At 72.6% G+C, this 19,034-nt stretch carries 13 protein-coding genes and 1 pseudogene; 5 read left to right on the plus strand and 9 right to left on the minus strand.

Features of this window, described 5'->3' with window-relative positions; genetic code table 11:
• Positions 1-259 precede the first annotated feature (259 nt).
• Positions 260-1,096: an alpha/beta fold hydrolase gene (locus ACPT94_RS02855; protein WP_425244995.1), complete on the plus strand. Its 837-nt coding sequence runs from the start codon at positions 260-262 to the stop codon at positions 1,094-1,096.
• A gap of 130 nt (positions 1,097-1,226) precedes the next feature.
• On the opposite strand, the gene ACPT94_RS02860 is transcribed toward ACPT94_RS02855, so the two are convergent.
• From ACPT94_RS02860 to ACPT94_RS02870, 3 genes and pseudogenes are all read right to left on the minus strand, one after another.
• Positions 1,227-2,456 (minus strand): GNAT family N-acetyltransferase, encoded by a 1,230-nt coding sequence (locus ACPT94_RS02860; protein ID WP_425244996.1) that lies wholly within the window; start codon positions 2,454-2,456, stop codon positions 1,227-1,229.
• 254 nt (positions 2,457-2,710) lie between these two features.
• Positions 2,711-2,884: pseudogene (locus ACPT94_RS02865) on the minus strand (helix-turn-helix domain-containing protein); the annotation flags it as partial.
• 55 nt (positions 2,885-2,939) lie between these two features.
• Positions 2,940-4,124 (minus strand): magnesium and cobalt transport protein CorA, encoded by a 1,185-nt coding sequence (locus ACPT94_RS02870; protein WP_425244997.1) that lies wholly within the window; start codon positions 4,122-4,124, stop codon positions 2,940-2,942.
• A 163-nt stretch (positions 4,125-4,287) separates the two neighbouring features.
• Between ACPT94_RS02870 and ACPT94_RS02875 the strand changes: the two genes are divergently transcribed.
• Positions 4,288-5,517, plus strand: coding sequence for a winged helix DNA-binding domain-containing protein (locus ACPT94_RS02875; protein WP_425244998.1), 1,230 nt, complete (start codon positions 4,288-4,290; stop codon positions 5,515-5,517).
• Positions 5,518-5,697: 180 nt separating this feature from the next.
• Here the strand turns inward: ACPT94_RS02875 and ACPT94_RS02880 are convergent, their stop codons facing one another.
• From ACPT94_RS02880 to ACPT94_RS02890, 3 genes are all read right to left on the minus strand, one after another.
• The gene (locus ACPT94_RS02880; RefSeq protein WP_360330484.1) at positions 5,698-6,489 is read right to left on the minus strand and encodes a S1 family peptidase; all 792 of its coding nucleotides are present in this window, start codon (positions 6,487-6,489) and stop codon (positions 5,698-5,700) included.
• A 520-nt stretch (positions 6,490-7,009) separates the two neighbouring features.
• Complete coding sequence (locus ACPT94_RS02885; RefSeq protein WP_360330481.1) at positions 7,010-9,832, minus strand: helix-turn-helix transcriptional regulator; 2,823 nt, start codon at positions 9,830-9,832, stop codon at positions 7,010-7,012.
• A gap of 190 nt (positions 9,833-10,022) precedes the next feature.
• Positions 10,023-10,853, minus strand: coding sequence for a LuxR C-terminal-related transcriptional regulator (locus ACPT94_RS02890; RefSeq protein WP_425244999.1), 831 nt, complete (start codon positions 10,851-10,853; stop codon positions 10,023-10,025).
• A gap of 145 nt (positions 10,854-10,998) precedes the next feature.
• Here ACPT94_RS02890 and ACPT94_RS02895 point away from each other — a divergent pair, with 145 nt between their 5' ends.
• Together ACPT94_RS02895 and ACPT94_RS02900 are read left to right on the plus strand one after the other, a co-directional pair.
• Positions 10,999-12,666 carry an AMP-binding protein gene (locus tag ACPT94_RS02895; protein WP_425245000.1) on the plus strand — a complete coding sequence of 556 codons (1,668 nt, stop codon included), beginning with the start codon at positions 10,999-11,001 and terminating at the stop codon, positions 12,664-12,666.
• Complete coding sequence (locus ACPT94_RS02900; RefSeq protein WP_360330472.1) at positions 12,663-14,264, plus strand: AMP-binding protein; 1,602 nt, start codon at positions 12,663-12,665, stop codon at positions 14,262-14,264. The genes ACPT94_RS02895 and ACPT94_RS02900 overlap by 4 nt, the downstream gene beginning before the upstream one ends.
• 27 nt (positions 14,265-14,291) lie before the next feature.
• Here ACPT94_RS02900 and ACPT94_RS02905 read toward each other — a convergent pair whose 3' ends face one another.
• Complete coding sequence (locus ACPT94_RS02905) at positions 14,292-15,053, minus strand: hypothetical protein (RefSeq protein ID WP_425245001.1); 762 nt, start codon at positions 15,051-15,053, stop codon at positions 14,292-14,294.
• Between the two features lie 179 nt (positions 15,054-15,232).
• Between ACPT94_RS02905 and gcl the strand changes: the two genes are divergently transcribed.
• On the plus strand, positions 15,233-17,017 hold the full coding sequence (gene gcl / locus ACPT94_RS02910; protein WP_425245002.1) for a glyoxylate carboligase: 1,785 nt from the start codon (positions 15,233-15,235) through the stop codon (positions 17,015-17,017).
• Positions 17,018-17,083: 66 nt separating this feature from the next.
• Here the strand turns inward: gcl and ACPT94_RS02915 are convergent, their stop codons facing one another.
• Together ACPT94_RS02915 and ACPT94_RS02920 are read right to left on the minus strand one after the other, a co-directional pair.
• On the minus strand, positions 17,084-17,701 hold the full coding sequence (locus tag ACPT94_RS02915; RefSeq protein ID WP_425245003.1) for a DUF2207 domain-containing protein: 618 nt from the start codon (positions 17,699-17,701) through the stop codon (positions 17,084-17,086).
• A gap of 394 nt (positions 17,702-18,095) precedes the next feature.
• Positions 18,096-18,989 carry a 2-hydroxy-3-oxopropionate reductase gene (locus tag ACPT94_RS02920; RefSeq protein ID WP_425245004.1) on the minus strand — a complete coding sequence of 298 codons (894 nt, stop codon included), beginning with the start codon at positions 18,987-18,989 and terminating at the stop codon, positions 18,096-18,098.
• Positions 18,990-19,034: the final 45 nt, after the last annotated feature.

Raw genomic sequence — 19,034 nt, forward strand, 5'->3', positions numbered from 1 at the left:
GGTCCGCGGCACGCCGTCCCGTCGCCACGTAACCCCCAGGGGTTGCGGACCGTGGGCGAACCGGCCCCTCTCCGGCTCCGGCACCTCCATGATCCGCCGACGCGAGCGCCCGCTCCCTCATGCCCTCCTGGCCTGCCACGTCCGTGATCTCTGCGCCTGTGGGCAAGGAGCGGTGCACTGCGCGACAACTGGCGGCGCGGCGTCCGGCCTAGCGTGACCGAGTTCCCCGCAAGTCATTCGGAAACGAGGTAGTCCCCGCATGCCGTTCATCACCGTGGGCCAGGAGAACTCCACCACCATCGACCTCTACTACGAGGACCACGGAACCGGGCAGCCGGTCGTCCTCATCCACGGCTTCCCGCTCGACGGCCACTCCTGGGAGCGGCAGAGCGCCGTGCTGCTCGACGCCGGCTACCGCGTGATCACCTACGACCGTCGCGGGTTCGGGCAGTCCAGCCAGCCCACGACCGGATACGACTACGACACCTTCGCGGCCGACCTGAACACCGTGCTGGAGACCCTCGACCTGACCGACGCCGTCCTGGTCGGATTCTCGATGGGCACCGGTGAGGTCGCCCGGTACGTGTCCCGCTACGGCACCGCCCGGGTCGCCAAGGTCGCCTTCCTGGCCTCGCTGGAGCCCTGCCTGCTCAAGAGCGACGACAACCCGGACGGGGTGGCCCCGAAGGAGTTCTTCGACGGGGTCGTCGCGGCCGTGAAGGCGGACCGCTACGCCTACTACACCGACTTCTACAAGGACTTCTACAACCTCGACGAGAACCTCGGCAGCAGGATCAGCGAGGAGGCCGTCCGCAACAGCTGGAACGTCGCCGCGGGCGGCGGCTTCCACGCGGCCGCCGCCGCGCCGTCGACCTGGTACACCGACTTCCGCGCCGACATCCCGGCCATCGACGTGCCGGCCCTGATCCTGCACGGCACGGGCGACCGCATCCTGCCCGTGGAGGGGACCGCCCGGCCGTTCCACAAGGCTCTTCCGTCCGCGGACTACGTGGAGATCGAGGGCGCCCCGCACGGCCTGCTGTGGACCCACGCGGAGGAGGTCAACGCGGCTCTCCTCACCTTCCTGCGGAAGTGACCGCCGCGGGACCGTCGTCCCGCGGTGCGCAGGGCCTCCCCTGGCCCACTGCCCGTCCGGAGAACCGGGCGGGCGGTTCGCGTTCCTCCTGCGCTGCGCCTGCGACCGATCACCACAAAGTGGCGTGCGGTCAGAACCAGTGCAGGCAGTGCGGGGAGCGGTCGGTGCGGAAGAGGGCGTCGGCGACAGCGGCCGCGTCCGGGCGGTGGGTCCGGATGTGTCCGGCACGCACGAGCGTGCTCGGGGCGGTGCCGCCGAGGTAGACCGATCCCAGGTCGCGCACGTCCAGGGACAGGTCGGGCTCCCGGTCCGTCGGGACGCAGTCGGCCTTGCCGTCCCGGACGGTCAGCAGGTAGCGGCCGTGCTCGCCGAGGAACGGGTCCTCGACGTCGAGGACGAGCTCGCCGTCCGCGAACCAGCCGCGCGCGGTCAGCGCACGCGGGACGTCGAGGAGACGCACCCAGAGCCAGTCCATGTCGCCGCTCACCTCGCCGGCGCGGAAGTCCGCGAGCTGCCAGCGCAGCGGGTGCCCGGGCGGGACCTGCTTGAACACGACCTGAGAGACCAGGTCGTGGCCGAGCACGAACCGGGCCAGAGCCGTGAAGACGGCGTCGTCGCCGGCGATGGTCTCGTCGACCGTCAAGGTGCCGGACTCGATCGAGTAGCTGGCGTACCCGTCCGGGACGCCGTCCGCGTCCCGGTGGACGGCGACGTAACGCGGCGCCGCAGAGATCGGGGGCTGCCCCGCGCGCAAGGCCCACCAGCGGTGCGGGCGGGACAGCGCGCCGGGCTGGGCGCGGCGATACCGGTCGTAGACCTCTTCCAGGATCTTGCCGCACTCGGCGCGACGCAGCACCTCGACCGAGCCGCTGTCCGGGCCGGTCGCCGACGCGTCGGCCGTTCCGCGCGCCCGGGGAAGGGCGAGGGCGGCCCGGTGGCGCTGCACCGTCAGCCGCTGCGTGTAGGTCGCCGGTCCGTAGCCGAACCTGCCGTAGATCGAGGCCTCGGAGGCCAGCAGCACGGAGAGGAACTCCCCGCGGGCCCGCAGCTCGGCGAGCTGATGCCGCATCATCGCGCTGAGCACGCCCTGGCGCCGGTGCGAGGGCAGGACGCCGACGGCGGTCACACCGGCGGCCGGGACGAGGGTCTCACCGGGCAGGGTGAGCTCGAAGGAGTACGCGGCGGCGGTGCCGACGGGCCGCCCGTCCGCCGTCACGGCGAGCAGGCAGCGGTCGATTTCGAGCGCCGACCACCAGAGCCCGCCACCCTCGACCGGGGTTTCCGGGAAGAGCCCGAACGCGGCATGGAGTGTGTCGACGAAGACGTCGAGATCCTTGTCGGTCGTGGGACGTATCTCCATCGCTGCCGCCGCCTCCTAGGGATACCGGCACCACGACTGGTGGTGCCGGGCCACAATGCAGCGTTGACCCGTGGCCCGGTCAAACGAATTACGGCGCAACCCGCGGCCGGTCACAGCACAGCCCGGTCCCAGCCCGGCGCCGGGGGTGAGTGCGGCGGTCGTGAGCGAGGCGTCAGGCCGTGACCGGCCGCGGGCGTCCGCCCCAGCGGATGCCCTTCTCGCTGCGGATGCGGGCCCGTTTGCGGTGTCGGGCGTCCGGCACGTCGGGGTGTCGGGCGGGCCGGCCCGATCGCGTTGAAACGGTGGATCACGTCGCGGACGGTGTCCTCGTCGGCCCGGACCATCCTGACGATCACCGGGACGGTGTTCCCTCCTGCGGAGGCCGGCAGCATCATCGCCCTGCGGAACGTCAACGTGCTGGTGCTGCCCGCCCCACGATGCGCCGGCCCTTCGGTCCCTGCTGCGTTTCTCGTCACAGCACTACTAGAGCCAGTCCCGCCGCTTGAAAACCAGGTACAGGCTCACGCACACCACCCCCATCAGTCCGATGGCGAAGGGGTATCCGAAGCTCCAGCTCAGCTCCGGCATGTGCTCGAAGTTCATCCCGTAGATCGTCCCCACCAGCGTCGGAGCGAACAGGATCGCCGCCCAGGACGAGATCTTCTTGATCTCCTCGTTCTGCTCGAACCCCGCCTCCGCCAGCGCCCGCATCTCCGCGTTCTGCTGCTGGGTGACCAGCGTGGCGTTCACCGTGAGGATCTCGGTGAGGGCCTGGCGGAAGCCGTCGACGCGTTCGCTGGTGTGGGTGACGTGGTCGGCGACGTCCCGCAGATACCGCTGCAGTTCCTCGTCCGTGCCGTACTTGGAGAAGCCGGCCATCAGGCCGTGCAGCATGCCGACGAGGGGGCGGGTGGCGCGCTGGAACTCGACCATCTCGCGGGAGAGTTCGTAGATGCGGCGGGAGACCTCGGGGTCGCCGCGGAAGACCTCGGTCTCGATCTCGTCGATGTCGTTCTGGACGCCGGACACGACCGGTACGTAGCCGTCGACGACCGCGTCGAGGATGGCGTACAGCACGGCCTCGGGGCCGAGTTTCAGCAGCTCCGGAGTCTCCTCCATGCGGCGGCGGACCCCCGACAGGTCGGGGGCGGCGCCGTGGCGGACGGTGATGACGAAGTCGGGGCCGACGAAGACGTGCAGCTCGCCGAAGTCGATCTCCTCGGGGGCGTCGAGATAGCGGGCGGCCCGCAGGACCACGAACAGGGTCTCGCCGTAGCGCTCCAGCTTGGGCCGCTGGTGGGCCTCCTTCGCGTCCTCGACGGCGAGCGGGTGCAGGTCGAACTCCGCCGCGAGGGAGTGCAGTTCCGCCGCCGTGGGGCGGGCGAGGCCGATCCAGGCCATGCCGGCCGGACGTTCGCGCAGCTCGCGGTAGGTCTCGGCGAGGGAGGCGGGGGCGGAGACGCGGACGCCGTCGCGGTACAGGACCGCTTGGACCACGCTGACGACGCCCCCGTTCTCGGCCGGGTCCGCGGACGACGCGTCGGCGGGTGGCTCCGGTGGCTGCGCCCGGGACGGCTGCGGCGGGGGCAGGGCGCGGCGCCAGACGGACTTCCTGGGGGTCTGCCGGTCCCGGTTCTTCGCGGCACGGCGGGAAGGGCGCTCGGGCATCGCGGCTGCCTCTCGGTCGAGTCGGTGTCGAGTCGGTCGAGCCTCCGTCTGCGTGATCACCGGCAGGATATACGGGACAAACGACACGCGGGCGGGGGGAGGCCCCCTGGTTCGGTGAGAGTGGAGGACAGGGGGTGTCCGCAAGCTTCGCTAGCGTGCCCGTATGACGAAGACGGCGAAGGCGGAGACCTCGAAGCAAGCCACCTCCAAGGAATCGGCCTCCGAGGAATCGGCCTCGAAGGAATCGGCCTCCAAGGCGTCGACCCCGAAAGAAGCGACGAGGAAGGCGACGAAGGCGGCCTCCGCCGCCGCGCCCGTGCTCTCCCCCCGCGCCCTCAACCGCGCCACCCTCGACCGGCAGCTCCTCCTGCGCCGCTCCCCGATGTCCGCGCGGGCCGCCGTGGAGCACCTCGTCGGTCTGCAGGCCCAGAACGTCAAACCGCCCTACTACGCTCTCGCCGCCCGCCTCGACGGCTTCGCCCCCGAGCGGTTGTCCACGCTGATGGCCCACCGTGAGGTCGTCCGGATCGTCACCCTGCGCTCGACCATCCACACCCACACCGCCGACGACTGCCTCACCCTGCGGCCGCTGGTGCAGGCCGCCCGCGACCGCGAGCTGACGAACTTCCGCAAGGGGCTCGAAGGCGTCGACCTGGACCGGCTGGCCGCCCTCGCCCGCGATCTCGTCGAGACCGAGCCGCGCACCATGGGGCAGCTGCGCGAAGCGCTGGTCGCCGAGTGGCCCGACGCCGACCCGCAGGCCCTCGCGATCGCCGCCCGCTGCAAGCTCCCGCTCGTCCAGGTCACCCCGCGCGGACTGTGGGGGAGGAGTGGGCAGGTCGCCCTCACCACCGCCGAGCACTGGCTGGGCCGCCCCACCGAACCGGCCCCGGCGCCCGACGCCACCGTCCTGCGCTACCTCGCCGCCTTCGGCCCGGCCTCCGTCAAGGACATGCAGACCTGGGCCGGCCTGACCCGGCTGCGCGAGACCTTCGAACGCCTGCGCCCCCAGCTCCTCACCTTCCGCGACGAGAGCGGCGTCGAACTCTTCGACCTCCCCGACGCCCCTCGCCCCGACGCGGAGACCCCCGCCCCGCCGCGTTTCCTCCCCGAGTTCGACAACCTGCTTCTCTCCCACGCCGACCGCACCCGTGTCGTGCCGTCCGAGCACCGGGGTCGCAGCTGGCAGGGCAACCAGGCCTACCGCACCCTCCTCGTCGACGGTTTCCTCGCGGGGGTCTGGAAGCTCGAGGGGAACGCCCTCGTCATCGAGGCCTTCGGCACGCTGGGCAAGGGCGAGAAGGAGGAGGTGACGGCCGAGGCGGCGCGCCTGATGGAGGTCATGCACGGCGGGTCGTCGTACGACGTCCGCTACGGCGAAGTGATCCGGTAGCGGCCGGTGGCCGGTCCCCGGCCCGGCGGGCAGGCCGTCCCGGACATGGAGAGGGGGGGGGGGGGGGGGGGGGGGGGGGGGGGCGCCCCCCCCCCCCCCCGCGCGGCCCCCCCCCCCCCCCCCCCCCCCCCCCTGGTCTGTCACCTGAGGGGTGCTCAGGAGAACTGGTGGGGCAGGTGACTACGAGTTGATCTGCGCGGTCACCAGGCTGGAGAAGGTGGTCAGCCGGGTGTACACACCCGGATAACCGGCCGCCGCACAGCCCTCGCCCCAGGAAGTGATCCCTGCCAGGACGCCCCCGATGAGCAGGGGACCGCCGCTGTCGCCCTGGCAGGTGTCCACGCCGCCGGAGGTGTATCCGGCGCAAACCATGTCGGACTGGACGAAGTCCGAACCGTACGAGCTGCGGCAGCTCGTGTCGGAGACGATCGGGACGGTCGCCGTCCGCAGCTGGTTGGAGGAGCTGCCGGACGAGGAGGTCGTGCCCCAGCCGAGGATGCGGGCCGTGGTGCCGGCCGCGTACACGCTCGTCTGGGAGGAGGAGACGTACGACGCCTTGGTGTACGGCATCGACGTCGAGAGGGTCAGGACGGCCACGTCGTCTCCGTTGGTGGCGTCCGTGTACGACGGGTGGATCCAGATCTTGCTCACCCGGCTGACCGTGCCGTTCGTGCCGTTGAGGTAGGTGCGACCGCCGACGACTCTGACGCTGCTGGTGGTCTCGCCGACCATGCAGTGGGCGGCCGTGACCACCTTGGTGGGCGAGACGAGGGTGCCGCCGCAGAACTGGTTCTGCGAGGCGTCCGTGATCTGCATCATGAACGGGTACGCCGTCGTGGTGGTCGTCGTACCGCCGACGATCGGCTGCGGCGCTGCGACAGCGGTGGGGGCGCTGAGCAGGGCCGTCGCGGCGGCGGCAGCGGTGGCCGCGACGAGAGCCGCGGCCTTCTTGGCACGGTTGAGCCCGAACATGGATCTCCTTGCTGGGGGAGTCGCCGGTGGGGGGTCGCGCGGGTGTGGGGGTGTGCACGGGGGGAGGGACCGACCCCCGTGTGCCCGGGCGAGCGGCACGTCCCTTACGCTAGGGGCGGGAAGCCGTGCCCCCAATGAGGGAACCCCCTAAGGGAGTTGGGGGAGGGAAAACCCTCGGTCGCCCTCGGCCGACCCCGCGTGGTGCGCCCGCGCCATGACCCCCCGCAGCCTGCTCGGCGCACACGAGCGCGCCGCGCTGCTCGGCGCACACGAGCGCGTCGCCGTGCCGCCCCTCGTCCCGCACGAGCGCGCCGCGCTGTCCTCCCTCGGGGCGACGAGCGCGCCGCCGTGCCGCCCCTCGTCCCGCACGAGTGCGCCGCGCTGTCGTCCCTCGACGCGCACGAGCGCGCCGCCGTGCCGCCCCTCGTCCCGCACGAGCGCGCCGCGCTGTCCTCCCTCGGGGCGACGAGCGCGCCGCTCTACCACCCCTCGACGCGCTCGTGGTCGCCCCGCGCGATCCCTACTTCGCGTGCCGTCCCGCCGCCAGCCGGACGATGTCCACCCGGGAGCGGATCCCCAGCTTCCGGTAGACCCGGGTCAGGGTCGCCTCCACCGTCTTGACGCTGATGAACAGCCGCGCGGCGATCTCCCGGTTGGTCGCGCCCTCCATGACCAGGGCGGCCACCTGACGCTCCATCGAGGCCAGCCCCTCCAGCGCGTCCGACGCGGGCACCGGCGCGGCCGGCGCCGACGGCTCCGCGGGGATCTCCGCGGCCGCCGCGGCGGCGTCGACCTGGCGCAGCCACGGCAGCGCCCGGCACCGCCGGAACAGCCGCGCCGCCTCCTCGTACGACGTCGGCCCCGGCCGCCGGGTGCGCAGCCGGGCCAGCGCGAACGCCGCCCGCGCCTCCTCCAGGCCGTACCCCAGCTTGGCCAGCCGGTCCTGAACCGACGTCAGACGGGCGACGGCGCCCTCCTGGTCGCCCTGCGCCGCCCGGACCAGCGCCTCCGCCCGGTCCAGCACCGCCAGCACGCTCTCCCGGCCCAGCCGCAGCGCGTGCTCGCGAGTGACGTCGATGACGTCCTGCGCCTCGCCCGGCTCGCCGACGCGGACCAGGGCCTCGGCGAGATCGCCCTGCCAGCGGCCGCGCGCCGGGTCGGTGATGCCCAGGCCCTGCTCCAGCTCCCGCACCCGGCGCAGACTGCCGACGGCGCCCGCCGCGTCCCCGGCGACCAGCTGGGCGTAGCCCAGGGCGGCCAGGGCCCGCGAGAGGTACATCTGGTCGCCGTCCTCCTCGGCGCGGTCCACCGCCTCCCGGGCCAGCACCAGCGCCCGGTCGACATCGCCGCCGGAGGCCTCCGCGAGGGAGGTGAGCATGGCGGAGGCGCCCAGGCCGATGCCGGAGTCGCGGGCCAGCCGCAGGCTCTCCCGGGCCAGGTCGAGGGCGCGCCCGCAGTGCCCGGAGCGCAGCTCGATGTCGGCGAGGAAACGCTGGAAGTGCACCTCGCTCTCGACCATGCCGCGCCGGCGCACCTCACGCAGCAGCGCCGTGATGGTCGACCGGGCCTCGGGCAGCTGGTCGCTCATCAGCAGCCACCGGAACCGGGCCATGCCGACGCCGTTGTGATGGCACGTCACGTACGGGTCCTGGGGCTCCTTCAGCGCCCGCTTGATGGTGGCGGGCGCGTCCGGATGACCCATGAGGATCTCCGTCGAGGCCTGGAAGGAGAGCGCCATCAGCTCGGTGCGCCGGTCCTCGCCGCGCGCGGCCAGCTCCGCGGCGTGCGCCGCCTGCCGGCGGGCCTCGGCGAAGTCGCCCTGGACGACCAGCCCGCGCCAGGCGAGCTGATAGTGGACCTGGGCGAGCAGCCCGGGGTCGTCGCCGGCGTCGGCGAGCACCTGCGGGTAGACGGCGTCGACGTCGCCCAGGGCCTGCCCGGCCGCCTCGATCACCACCATCCAGGCCCGGACCCGTTCGGCGGGCGCCGTGGCCCGGGTCAGCACCTCGCGGGCGATGTCCCGGGCGAGGTCCACCTCCCCGGCGGTGATCGCGTCCTCCGCGGCCTGCAACCGGCGTTCGTCGGGGGCGGGCGTGCCGTCCGGCGGGGCGTGCCGGGCCGCGAGCAGCCCGAGCGAGGCGGCCACCGAGGGCGCGCCGCGGTCGCGGGCCAGCGCGGCGGCCCCGGCGAGCCGCGCGGCCACGTCCGGGTCGGTCCCGGTGGTCGACAGCGCGAGATGGCGTGCCCGCTCGATCGGGTCGGAGGCGGCCGTGGACAGCGCGGTGTGCGCGGCCCGCCGCTCCTGCGCGGGCGCCTCCGCGTACAGCGCGGCCGAGATCAGCGGATGCGCGAACCGTACGGCCGGCCCCTCGGGCTCCGTCGCCAGCAGTCCGAGCGCCGCGGCCTGGGCGGTCTCGGCCTCGGCGTTCTCCCGGCCGGCCGCGTGCAGCAGGGCCAGCGTGGGGCGGGCGCCCGCGCTGGCGACGAGCAGGGTGCGGCGGGCCTCGTCGGAGAGCATGCCGAGGCGGTTGAGCACCAGGGCGCGCAGTGAGGTCGGCACGGGCAGCGGCTCGCCGGGGCGCGGCGGGGTCGGGTTCTCGCCGAGGGCGCGGCCCAGTTCCAGGGCGAACAGGGGGTTGCCGCCGCTGGTGCGGTGGATCTCGCGGACGGTGGAGCGGGGCAGGTCGGTGTAGCCGCGGTGGTCGAGCAGCGCGGAGACCTGGGCGCGGGAGAGGGGGTTGAGACGGACGGCGAGGGTGTCGGGCGGGGACGCGCGTAGATGGCGGTCGTACTCCTGCCCCTCGGTCCGGACCGCGCACAGCAGCTGGACGGGGGTGTCGCCGAGGCGGCGGGCGGCGAAGCCGAGGAGTTCGGCGCTGGCGGAGTCCAGCCACTGCAGGTCGTCGGCGACGACCAGGACGGGGCCGGCGGCGGCCAGGGCGCGCAGCGCGGAGAGCACGGCCAGGCGCAGGGCGAGGCCGTCGCGTTGCAGAGTCGATTCGCCTCGGCCGGTCAGCGCCGACTCCAGGGCGGTGTGCTGGGCGGCGGGCAGCTTGTCGGAGACCTCGTCCAGGACCAGACCGAAGAGATCGGCCAGGGCGAGGAAGGGGAGGTGGGATTCGGACTCGGTCGCCGAGCAGCGCAAGACGGTGCGGGCCGACTCGCCGTAATCCGCGGCCAATGCCCGCAGCACGGTCGACTTTCCTATTCCTGCGGGCCCGTGGAGCAGCACACTGCCGCCGCGCACCAACTGGTCACGGGCGGAGCCGAACAGCTCCTCCCGGCCGATGACCAGGTCGGGGCGGCACCTGGCAGGCTCCTTGAAGTCCCGTCGCACGGTCACCGCTCCCCTCCGTGTGTCGTGTCCGGGCCAAATTCTAGGCAACGTCCCATTGAAATTCGGAGGGACGGCGTGGTGAGGGATATAACAGCGGGGGCATAGGGAAATTCATCGAGGTGTCCGGTGAATGGACGGTCGTCGTCAGGGGCTGTCCCTGGCCGGATCCGAGCGCTTCACCGAGACGCCGCGAGCCCTACGGCAGCAACCCCGCCCTCCGTGCCGCGACCACCGCCTCTCCGCGTGTGTGGGCCCCCAGCTTCCGCATCGCCGACCTGAGGTAGCCCTTGACCGTCTCCGGGCGCAGACCCAGCCGCTCGGCGGCCGTCGCGTTCGTCGCGCCCGCCGCCACGCAGGTCAGGACGTCCAGCTCGCGCGGCGCCAGGATCACCCCCTGCCCCGGTGTCCCCCCGGTCAGCAGCCCGCAGGCGTCGAGGAGTTCTTCGCGCAGCGCGGGGTCCGTGATGCGCGGGGCGAGGGCGCGCAGGGCCGCGTGGGCCTCACGGACCTGCTCCCAGCCGGCCGCCGATCCGGCGCCGGGCTCCGGTCGCGCCGCGGACAGCAGGTCGCGTGCCTCGTCCCCCACCACCAGCGTCTGCTCCACGTCCCGCGCCACGTCGACGGCCGCGTTCAGCGTGCGGTCACCGAGCGGCTGGGCCGTGCGCAGGGCGCCGTAGAGCACTCCGCGCACCCGGCGGCGTACGACGACGGGGATCGCGAGGACCGAGCGCAGGCCCTCCTCGGCGACCGCCGCGTCGTACTCGTGGCTGATCTGACGGGAGAGGGAGTAGTCGGCGACGGCGCACGGGCGGGCCAGCGCCACCGCCTTGCCGCCGAGGCCGTAGCCGGAGGTCACCGCGAGGCCGCGCAGCGCGGGTGTGGCGGCGCCGCTCAGTTCGCTGATGCGCATCCGCTGCCGCCCCGGCTCCACCAGCCCGCCGAAGGCGACCGGCAGCCCCGTCGCCCTCCGCAGCCGCGCCAGCGCACCGCGCATCTCCACCGCTCCGGCCGCGTCCGCTGCTGCCATGTGCCCGCCCTCTCCCGATGGCACAGACCCCCGTTCGGGGTCTTCACCATGGCCCACACCCCCGTTCGGGGGTAGTGAGACCTGCATCACGGATTACACGATGGCAGAGAGCCGCCCGGCAATGGTCCGGCACACAGGAGGACAGATGACGGCGACGGAGCAGTTCCGCAGGGCGCGGGACTTCCTGCTGGAACACCGCGAGGACTACGCCACGGCCTACGAGGGCTTCGAGTGGCCCCGGCCCGAGCACTTCAACTGGGCCCTCGACTGGTTCGACGTCATCGCGGACGGGAACGACCGCACCGCCCTGCACATCGTCGAGGAGGACGGCTCCGAGGTCCGGCTCTCCTTCGCCGAACTGGCCGAGCGGTCCAACCGGGTCGCCAACCTGCTGCGCGAGCGCGGTGTCGAGGCCGAGGACCGGATCCTCGTCATGCTCGGCAACCAGGCCGAGCTGTGGGAGACCGCCCTGGCCGCGATGAAGCTGCGCGCCGTCGTCATCCCCGCCACCCCGCTGCTCGGCCCCGCCGACCTGCGCGACCGCGTCGAGCGCGGCCGGGTGCGGCACGTCGTCGTCCGCGCCGAGGACGCCGGCAAGTTCGACGAGGTGCCCGGCGACTACACGCGCATCGCCGTCGGCGGCCTGCCGGAGGGCTGGCAGCCGTACGAGGACGCGTACGCCGCCTCCGCCGAGTTCCTGCCCGACGGCCCGACCCTCGCCGACGACCCGCTGATGCTGTACTTCACCTCCGGGACGACGGCCCGCCCCAAGCTCGTCGAGCACACGCACGTGTCGTATCCGATCGGGCACCTCGCCACCATGTACTGGATCGGCCTCAAGCCCGGTGACGTGCACCTCAACATCTCCTCGCCGGGCTGGGCCAAGCACGCCTGGTCGAACCTGTTCGCCCCCTGGAACGCCGAGGCGACCGTCTTCCTCCACAACTACACGCGCTTCGACCCGGCCCGGCTGATGGCCGAGATGGACCGCGCGGGCGTGACCACCTTCTGCGCGCCGCCGACCGTCTGGCGCATGCTCATCCAGGCCGACCTGACCCAGCTGCGCACCCCGCCGCGCGAGGCCGTGGCCGCGGGGGAGCCCCTGAACCCCGAGGTCATCGAGCAGGTACGGCACGCCTGGGCCGTGACTGTCCGGGACGGCTTCGGCCAGACGGAGACGGCCGTGCAGATCGCCAACAGCCCCGGTCAGCCCCTGAAGACCGGCTCCATGGGCCGACCGAGCCCCGGCTACCGCGTGGAACTGCTCGACCCGGTGTCGGGCGCGCCCGGCGCCGCGGAGGGCGAGATCGCGCTGGACCTGTCGGCGCGGCCGGTCGGTCTGATGACCGGCTACCACGGCGACGCCGACCGTACGGCGGAGGCGATGGCGGGCGGGTACTACCGCACGGGTGACATCGGCACTCGCGACGAAGACGGATATGTCGTGTATGTCGGGCGCGCGGATGATGTCTTCAAGGCCTCCGACTACAAGATCAGCCCCTTCGAGCTGGAGAGCGCGCTGCTGGAGCACGAGGCCGTCGCCGAGGCGGCCGTCGTCCCCGCCCCGGACGAGCTGCGGCTGGCGGTGCCCAAGGCGTACGTCGTCCTGGCCGAGGGCTGGGAGCCCGGGCCCGACACCGCGAAGGTGCTGTTCGAGCACTCCCGCGAGGTTCTCGCGCCCTACAAGCGCGTGCGGCGTCTGGAGTTCGCGCCGCTGCCCAAGACCGTCTCCGGCAAGATCCGCCGGATCGAGCTGCGCGAGGCGACGGCGGCGGGGTCGGCCGACGAGTACCGCGAGGAGGACTTCCGGTGAACTCCTACACGCACGGGACGAGCGGGACGCCGCTGCTCGGTGACACCATCGGCGCCAACCTGGACCGGGCCGTCGCCCTTCGGCCGGACCGCGAGGCGCTCGTCGACGTGCCGTCCGGGCGGCGCTGGACGTACGCCGAATTCGCCGCCGACGTCGACCGGTTGGCGTGCGCGCTGCTCGCGAGCGGCGTCGCCAAGGGCGACCGGGTGGGCATCTGGGCGGTCAACTGCCCCGAGTGGGTGCTGGTCCAGTACGCCACCGCCCGCATCGGCGCGATCATGGTGAACATCAACCCGGCGTACCGCACGCACGAGGTCGAGTACGTCCTCGGCCAGGCCGGGATCTCCCTGCTGTTCGCCTCCCTCCGCCACAAGACGAGCGACTACCGGGAGATGGTCGGGCAAGTGCGGGGCAGGTGCCCGCAGTTGCGGGAGGCGGTCTACTTCGGCGACCCGAGCTGGGACGCGCTGCTCGCCCGCGCGACCCCCGACCGGACGGAGGAACTGGCGGCCCGGGGGCGCGAGCTGTCCTGCGACGACCCGATCAACATCCAGTACACGTCGGGGACGACGGGCTTCCCGAAGGGAGCCACCCTCTCCCACCACAACATCCTCAACAACGGCTACTTCGTGGGTGAGTCGATCGCCTACAGCGAGCAGGACCGCATCTGCATCCCGGTGCCCTTCTACCACTGCTTCGGCATGGTGATGGGCAACCTGGCGGCGACCTCGCACGGCGCCTGCATGGTCATCCCGGCCCCGTCCTTCGACCCGAAGGCGACGCTGGAGGCCGTACAGCAGGAGCGGTGCACCTCGCTCTACGGCGTCCCGACCATGTTCATCGCGGAGCTGAACCTCCCGGAGTTCGCGACCTACGACCTCTCCTCGCTGCGCACCGGCATCATGGCGGGCTCGCCCTGCCCGGTCGAGGTGATGAAGCGGGTGGTCGCCGAGATGAACATGGCCGAGGTGTCGATCTGCTACGGCATGACCGAGACCTCACCGGTCTCCACCCAGACCCGCCGTGACGACGACCTGGAACACCGCACGGGCACGGTAGGCCGCGTGCTGCCGCACATCGAGGTGAAGATCGTCGACCCGGCGACGGGCGTGACGCGACCACGCGGCACGGCGGGCGAGTTGTGCACGCGCGGCTACAGCGTGATGCTCGGCTACTGGAACGAACCCGAGAAGACCGCCGAGGCCGTCGACGCCGGCCGCTGGATGCACACCGGCGACCTCGCCGTGATGCGCGAGGACGGCTACGTCGAGATCGTCGGCCGCATCAAGGACATGATCATCCGGGGCGGCGAGAACATCTACCCGCGCGAGATCGAGGAGTTCCTCTACGGCCACCCCAAGATCAGGGACGTCCAGGTCGTCGGCGTGCCGCACGAGACCTACGGCGAGGAGGTCCTGGCCTGCGTGATCCCGCACGACCCGGCCGCACCGCCCACCCTGGAGGAGGTCCGCGCCTACTGCGAGGGGCGGTTGGCCCACTACAAGATCCCCAGCCGGCTGCAGGTGCTGGAGGTCTTTCCGATGACGGTGTCGGGGAAGGTGCGGAAGGTGGAGCTGCGGGAGGCGTACGGCGCGTAGCGCCGGCGCGGGGGTGCGGGCCTGGTTTCAGGCGCCGCCCCGGGCGTCGAGGGCCCCGGCCGCCTCGTTGACCGGCCGGGGCGTGCCCGTCGGGTCCAGGACGAAGAGGGGGACGGAGAGGGCGCCGGCGCGGGCGCGGGCCTCGGCGGTGTAGCCGGCGAGGGAGAAGTACACGCAGTCCGTGGAGTCCGTCATGGCCGTCAGCCACAGACACTCCACGTCCCGCGGCGAGGCCGGGTGCACGCTGGGGTCGACCTGTGCCAGCAGACCGCGCGCGGAGAGCCCGATACCGGAGGTCGGGCGCTGGTCGGCCCGGCGGACGTCCCGGTGGCCTAGCCACCGGAGGTAGAGCGCCACGGTGGTGACGGCGTCACGGGCGGTGCGGACGGCGACGGGGCGGAAGGGGCGGCGGGGTGGGGTGGGCGGGGACGGTGCCGGTGCCGGGGGTGCCATGTGGGCCGGGTCGGGTTCCTGTGCCGTCGGCGGGGACTTCGGCGTGGAGGTCCTCTCCTGTCCGCGGGCGCCGGCGACGTCGCTCACCGGGATCCGCAGGACCGTCCCGCACGGGCAGCCCAGCTCGGGCCGTGGCCACCGGTCGTGGCGGCCGCAGGCCGGGCAGGGCACGGTGATCCACTCCTCCTCCCACGCCCGGTGGGCGACGGGCCTCGGGGCCGTTCCCGGGTCGAGGCGCGGTGCGACCGTGGCGCCGCAGGCGCAGGGATAGGAGGGCGCGGTGTAGACGCGCTCGCGCCGGCAGGCCGGGCAGCGCACCGGGACGCTCTCGGACATGGCCCCCATCGTCCTCCGAAAACCCCCGCTTGTCCGTCTCTTGACGGCCTTCACCCATCCCCTTACATTGCTTCCAGATAGTAGAATTTATTTTCCGCGATACGGAATAGTGATCGCGGAAGTGCTCACCGCGGGGCGCGACGGGAGAGCCGATCCGACAGCCGAAGCAGGAGTACTCGATGGCTCGAATGACCGCTGCCCGCGCGGCAGTTGAGATCCTCAGGCGTGAGGGGGTCACCGCCGCGTTCGGTGTCCCCGGCGCGGCGATCAACCCCTTCTACGCGGCCCTGAAGGCCTCCGGCGGCATCACCCACACCCTCGCCCGCCACGTGGAGGGCGCCTCGCACATGGCCGAGGGCTACACCCGCGCCCACCCGGGCAACATCGGCGTCTGCGTCGGCACCTCCGGCCCCGCCGGCACCGACATGATCACGGGCCTGTACTCCGCCATCGGCGACTCGATCCCGATCCTGTGCATCACGGGCCAGGCCCCGACCGCCGTGATCCACAAGGAGGACTTCCAGGCCGTCGACATCGCCGCGATCGCGGCGCCGGTGACGAAGGCGGCGGTCACGGTGCTGGAGGCCGCGCAGGTCCCCGGCGTCTTCCAGCAGGCCTTCCACCTCATGCGCTCCGGGCGCCCCGGCCCGGTCCTCATCGACCTGCCGGTCGACGTGCAGCTCACCGAGATCGAGTTCGACCCGGACACCTACGAGCCGCTGCCCGTCTACAAGCCGGCCGCGACCCGTGCGCAGATCGAGAAGGCGATCGGCATGCTCAACGCGTCCGAGCGCCCGCTGATCGTCGCGGGCGGCGGGGTCGTCAACGCCGACGCCTGCGAACTCCTCGTCGAGTTCGCCGAGCTGACCGGCGTTCCGGTGGTGCCGACCCTGATGGGCTGGGGCGTCCTCCCCGACGACCACGAGCTGAACGCCGGCATGGTGGGCCTGCAGACCTCGCACCGCTACGGCAACGCGACCTTCCTGGAGTCCGACTTCGTCCTCGGCATCGGCAACCGCTGGGCCAACCGCCACACCGGCAGGCTCGACGTCTACACGGCCGGGCGGACGTTCGTCCACGTCGACATCGAGCCCACCCAGATCGGCAGGATCTTCGCCCCCGACTACGGCATCGCCTCCGACGCGAAGGCCGCACTGGAGCTCTTCGTGGACGCCGCACGGGAGGTGAAGGCGGCCGGCGGGCTGCCCGACCGCTCCGCCTGGGCGGCCGCCGCGCAGGAGCGGAAGGCCACGCTCCAGCGCCGTACGCACTTCGACGACGTCCCGATCAAGCCGCAGCGCGTCTACGAGGAGATGAACAAGGCCTTCGGCCCCGAGACCCGCTACGTCACCACCATCGGCCTCTCACAGATCGCCGGCGCCCAGATGCTGCACGTCTACCGGCCGCGCCACTGGATCAACTGCGGCCAGGCCGGCCCCCTCGGCTGGACCGTCCCGGCCGCGCTGGGGGTGGCCACGGCCGACCCGGAGACGCCGGTGGTCGCGCTGTCCGGGGACTACGACTTCCAGTTCATGATCGAGGAGCTGGCGGTCGGGGCGCAGCACAAGATCCCGTACGTCCACGTCCTCGTCAACAACTCCTACCTGGGCCTCATCCGCCAGGCACAGCGCGCCTTCGACATCGACTTCCAGGTCAACCTGGAGTTCGAGAACATCAACTCGCCCGAGCTGGGCGTCTACGGCGTCGACCACGTCAAGGTCGTCGAGGGCCTCGGCTGCAAGGCGATCCGCGTGACCGACCCGAACGAACTGGGCGCCGCCTTCGAACAGGCCAGGAAGCTCGCCGCCGCGTTCCAGGTGCCGGTCGTCGTGGAGGCGATCCTGGAGCGCGTCACCAACATCTCCATGTCCACGACCAACGACATCGGCGACGTCGTGGAGTTCGAGGAGATCGCGACGGAGCCGGGGCACGCGCCGACGTCGATCAGGGCGCTGAAGGTCTGACGCGCCGCGTGCGTAAGGGAGAAGGGGCGGCCCAGCCGGGGGGATGGGCCGCCCCTTCCACATGCCTCAGTCCGAGCCGCCGCCCCCGCTGCCGCAGGAGTACGACACCCCGCCCGTACCCCCGCCCCGCGGGGACCGCGCGTGGAAGCCCTTGTCCACCACCTCGGCCCGGGCGAGCAGCCCCGCCCGCAGGGCGAAGCGCGGCACGAGCACGCGCAGGGCCGCCTCGCCGTGCAGCGCCACGGCGAGCAGCTTGTCGTGGTCCGTCAGGCCGTGCCGTCCCGCGGGCCGGGCGTGCAGCTCCTGCAGGGCCCGTACCCGGCGGCGGGCGGCTCGGGTCGGACCGAGCAGCGGATAGCGCAGCAGGCCGGCCTCCGCCAAGGGGACACGCATCAGGGCCACCGCCAGGCGGACGTCCGACCGTTTCACCAACTGCCGCAACCCGCAGGGCTTCCGGAGGGACTCGTGCACCGTCTTCTCCAGCGGCGGGAGGGGGGACGGGGCCTGTCCCGGGATCGCGTCCGCGGGGACCGCCTCCGCCGTCCTCATCGTCCCGGGCAGGCCGGCTTGCACCACACCCCGCAGGTGAAGGCCCACCGCGGCCACCGTGACGGCGGCGCGGGGGCCGCCCCGCAGCAGCGCGATCTCGTGCGGCTGGAGCTGGATCGCTGAGTCTTCGCTCATGGCACACCCCCTGGGGCGGAGCCCGCCACCCCCGTGCCGGCGGGCCCCGCGTGACCACAATGTGCCCATGCCCAGCGTCTGTTGAAGCCTCCTGAACCATGTTCAGAGGTTGATTTGAGGTTGACGTACCCGTCCTGCGTCTCCCGCCGTTCGCTTTGCACCGACCGCCCCGGCCGGGGGACAACGCCTTCGCGCTCCCTCGCCGGGATCGACCGGGCGGGGGAGCGCGGGGCGGGTGGGACCGTCCGGCGGCGCGAGGCTGGGCGCGACAGGACGTTCGCGCCGCCGGACGGGGTCTGGTGTCGGAGCGATGGTCAGGGACTCTTTCCGGTCCGCGGTGGCGCCTGGGCGCGACGGGACGGACGCCGGCGCCGGGACGGCCCGGAAACCGGGATCAGACCCGGACGCCGGAGAGGCGCTCCACGGCCCGCAGCAGCGCGGAGTGGTCCAGGCCACCGTCGCCCTGTTCCCGCAGGCTCGCGACGAGCTGCGCCACGACGGCACCGACCGGCAGGGCCGCGCCGACACCACGGGCGGCGTCGGTGACGATGCCCAGGTCCTTGTGGTGCAGGTCGATCCGGAAGCCCGGCTCGAAGTCCCGGTTGAGGAAGTTGTCCTTCTTCCGCGTCAGCACGGTCGAGCCGGCGAGCCCGCCGTTCAGGACCTCCAGTGCCGCCCCCAGGTCCACGCCCGACTTCTCCAGGAAGACCACGGCCTCGGCGCACGCCTGGATATTGACGGCGACGATCAGCTGGTTGGCGGCCTTCACGGTCTGCCCCGAGCCGTGCGGACCGCACAGCACGACGGTCCTGCCGAGCGCCTCGAAGACCGGCCCCGCGGCGTCGAAGTCGGCCTGCTCGCCGCCGACCATGATGGACAGCACGGCCTCGACGGCACCGGCCTCGCCCCCGGACACGGGCGCGTCCAGCACGCGGATGCCCTTGTCCCGCGCCGCCCGCGCCAGGTCGATCGAGGTCTGCGGGGTGATCGAGGACATGTCGATCAGCAGCGCGCCGGGCCTCGCGTTCTCCAGGACGCCGTCGGGACCGTACGCGACGGCCTCGACATGCGGGGAGGCGGGCACCATCGTGATCACGACGTCGGCGTCCCGGACGGCCTCGGCGACGGATCCGGCCGCGGTGCCGCCGGCGGCGGCCAGGCGGTCCAGCTTCTCCTGCTCCAGGGTGAAGCCCGTGACGTCGTAGCCCGCCTTGATCAGGTTCTCGGACATGGGGGAGCCCATGATGCCGAGGCCTATCCAGGCGATCCTGGGGAGCTGGTTGCTCATGGGGTGCCTCTCTGCTGCGGTGCGACGTCAGGAGGTTGCGAACTG

This window comes from Streptomyces aurantiaciflavus, assembly GCF_049808595.1.
Classification (GTDB): domain Bacteria; phylum Actinomycetota; class Actinomycetes; order Streptomycetales; family Streptomycetaceae; genus Streptomyces.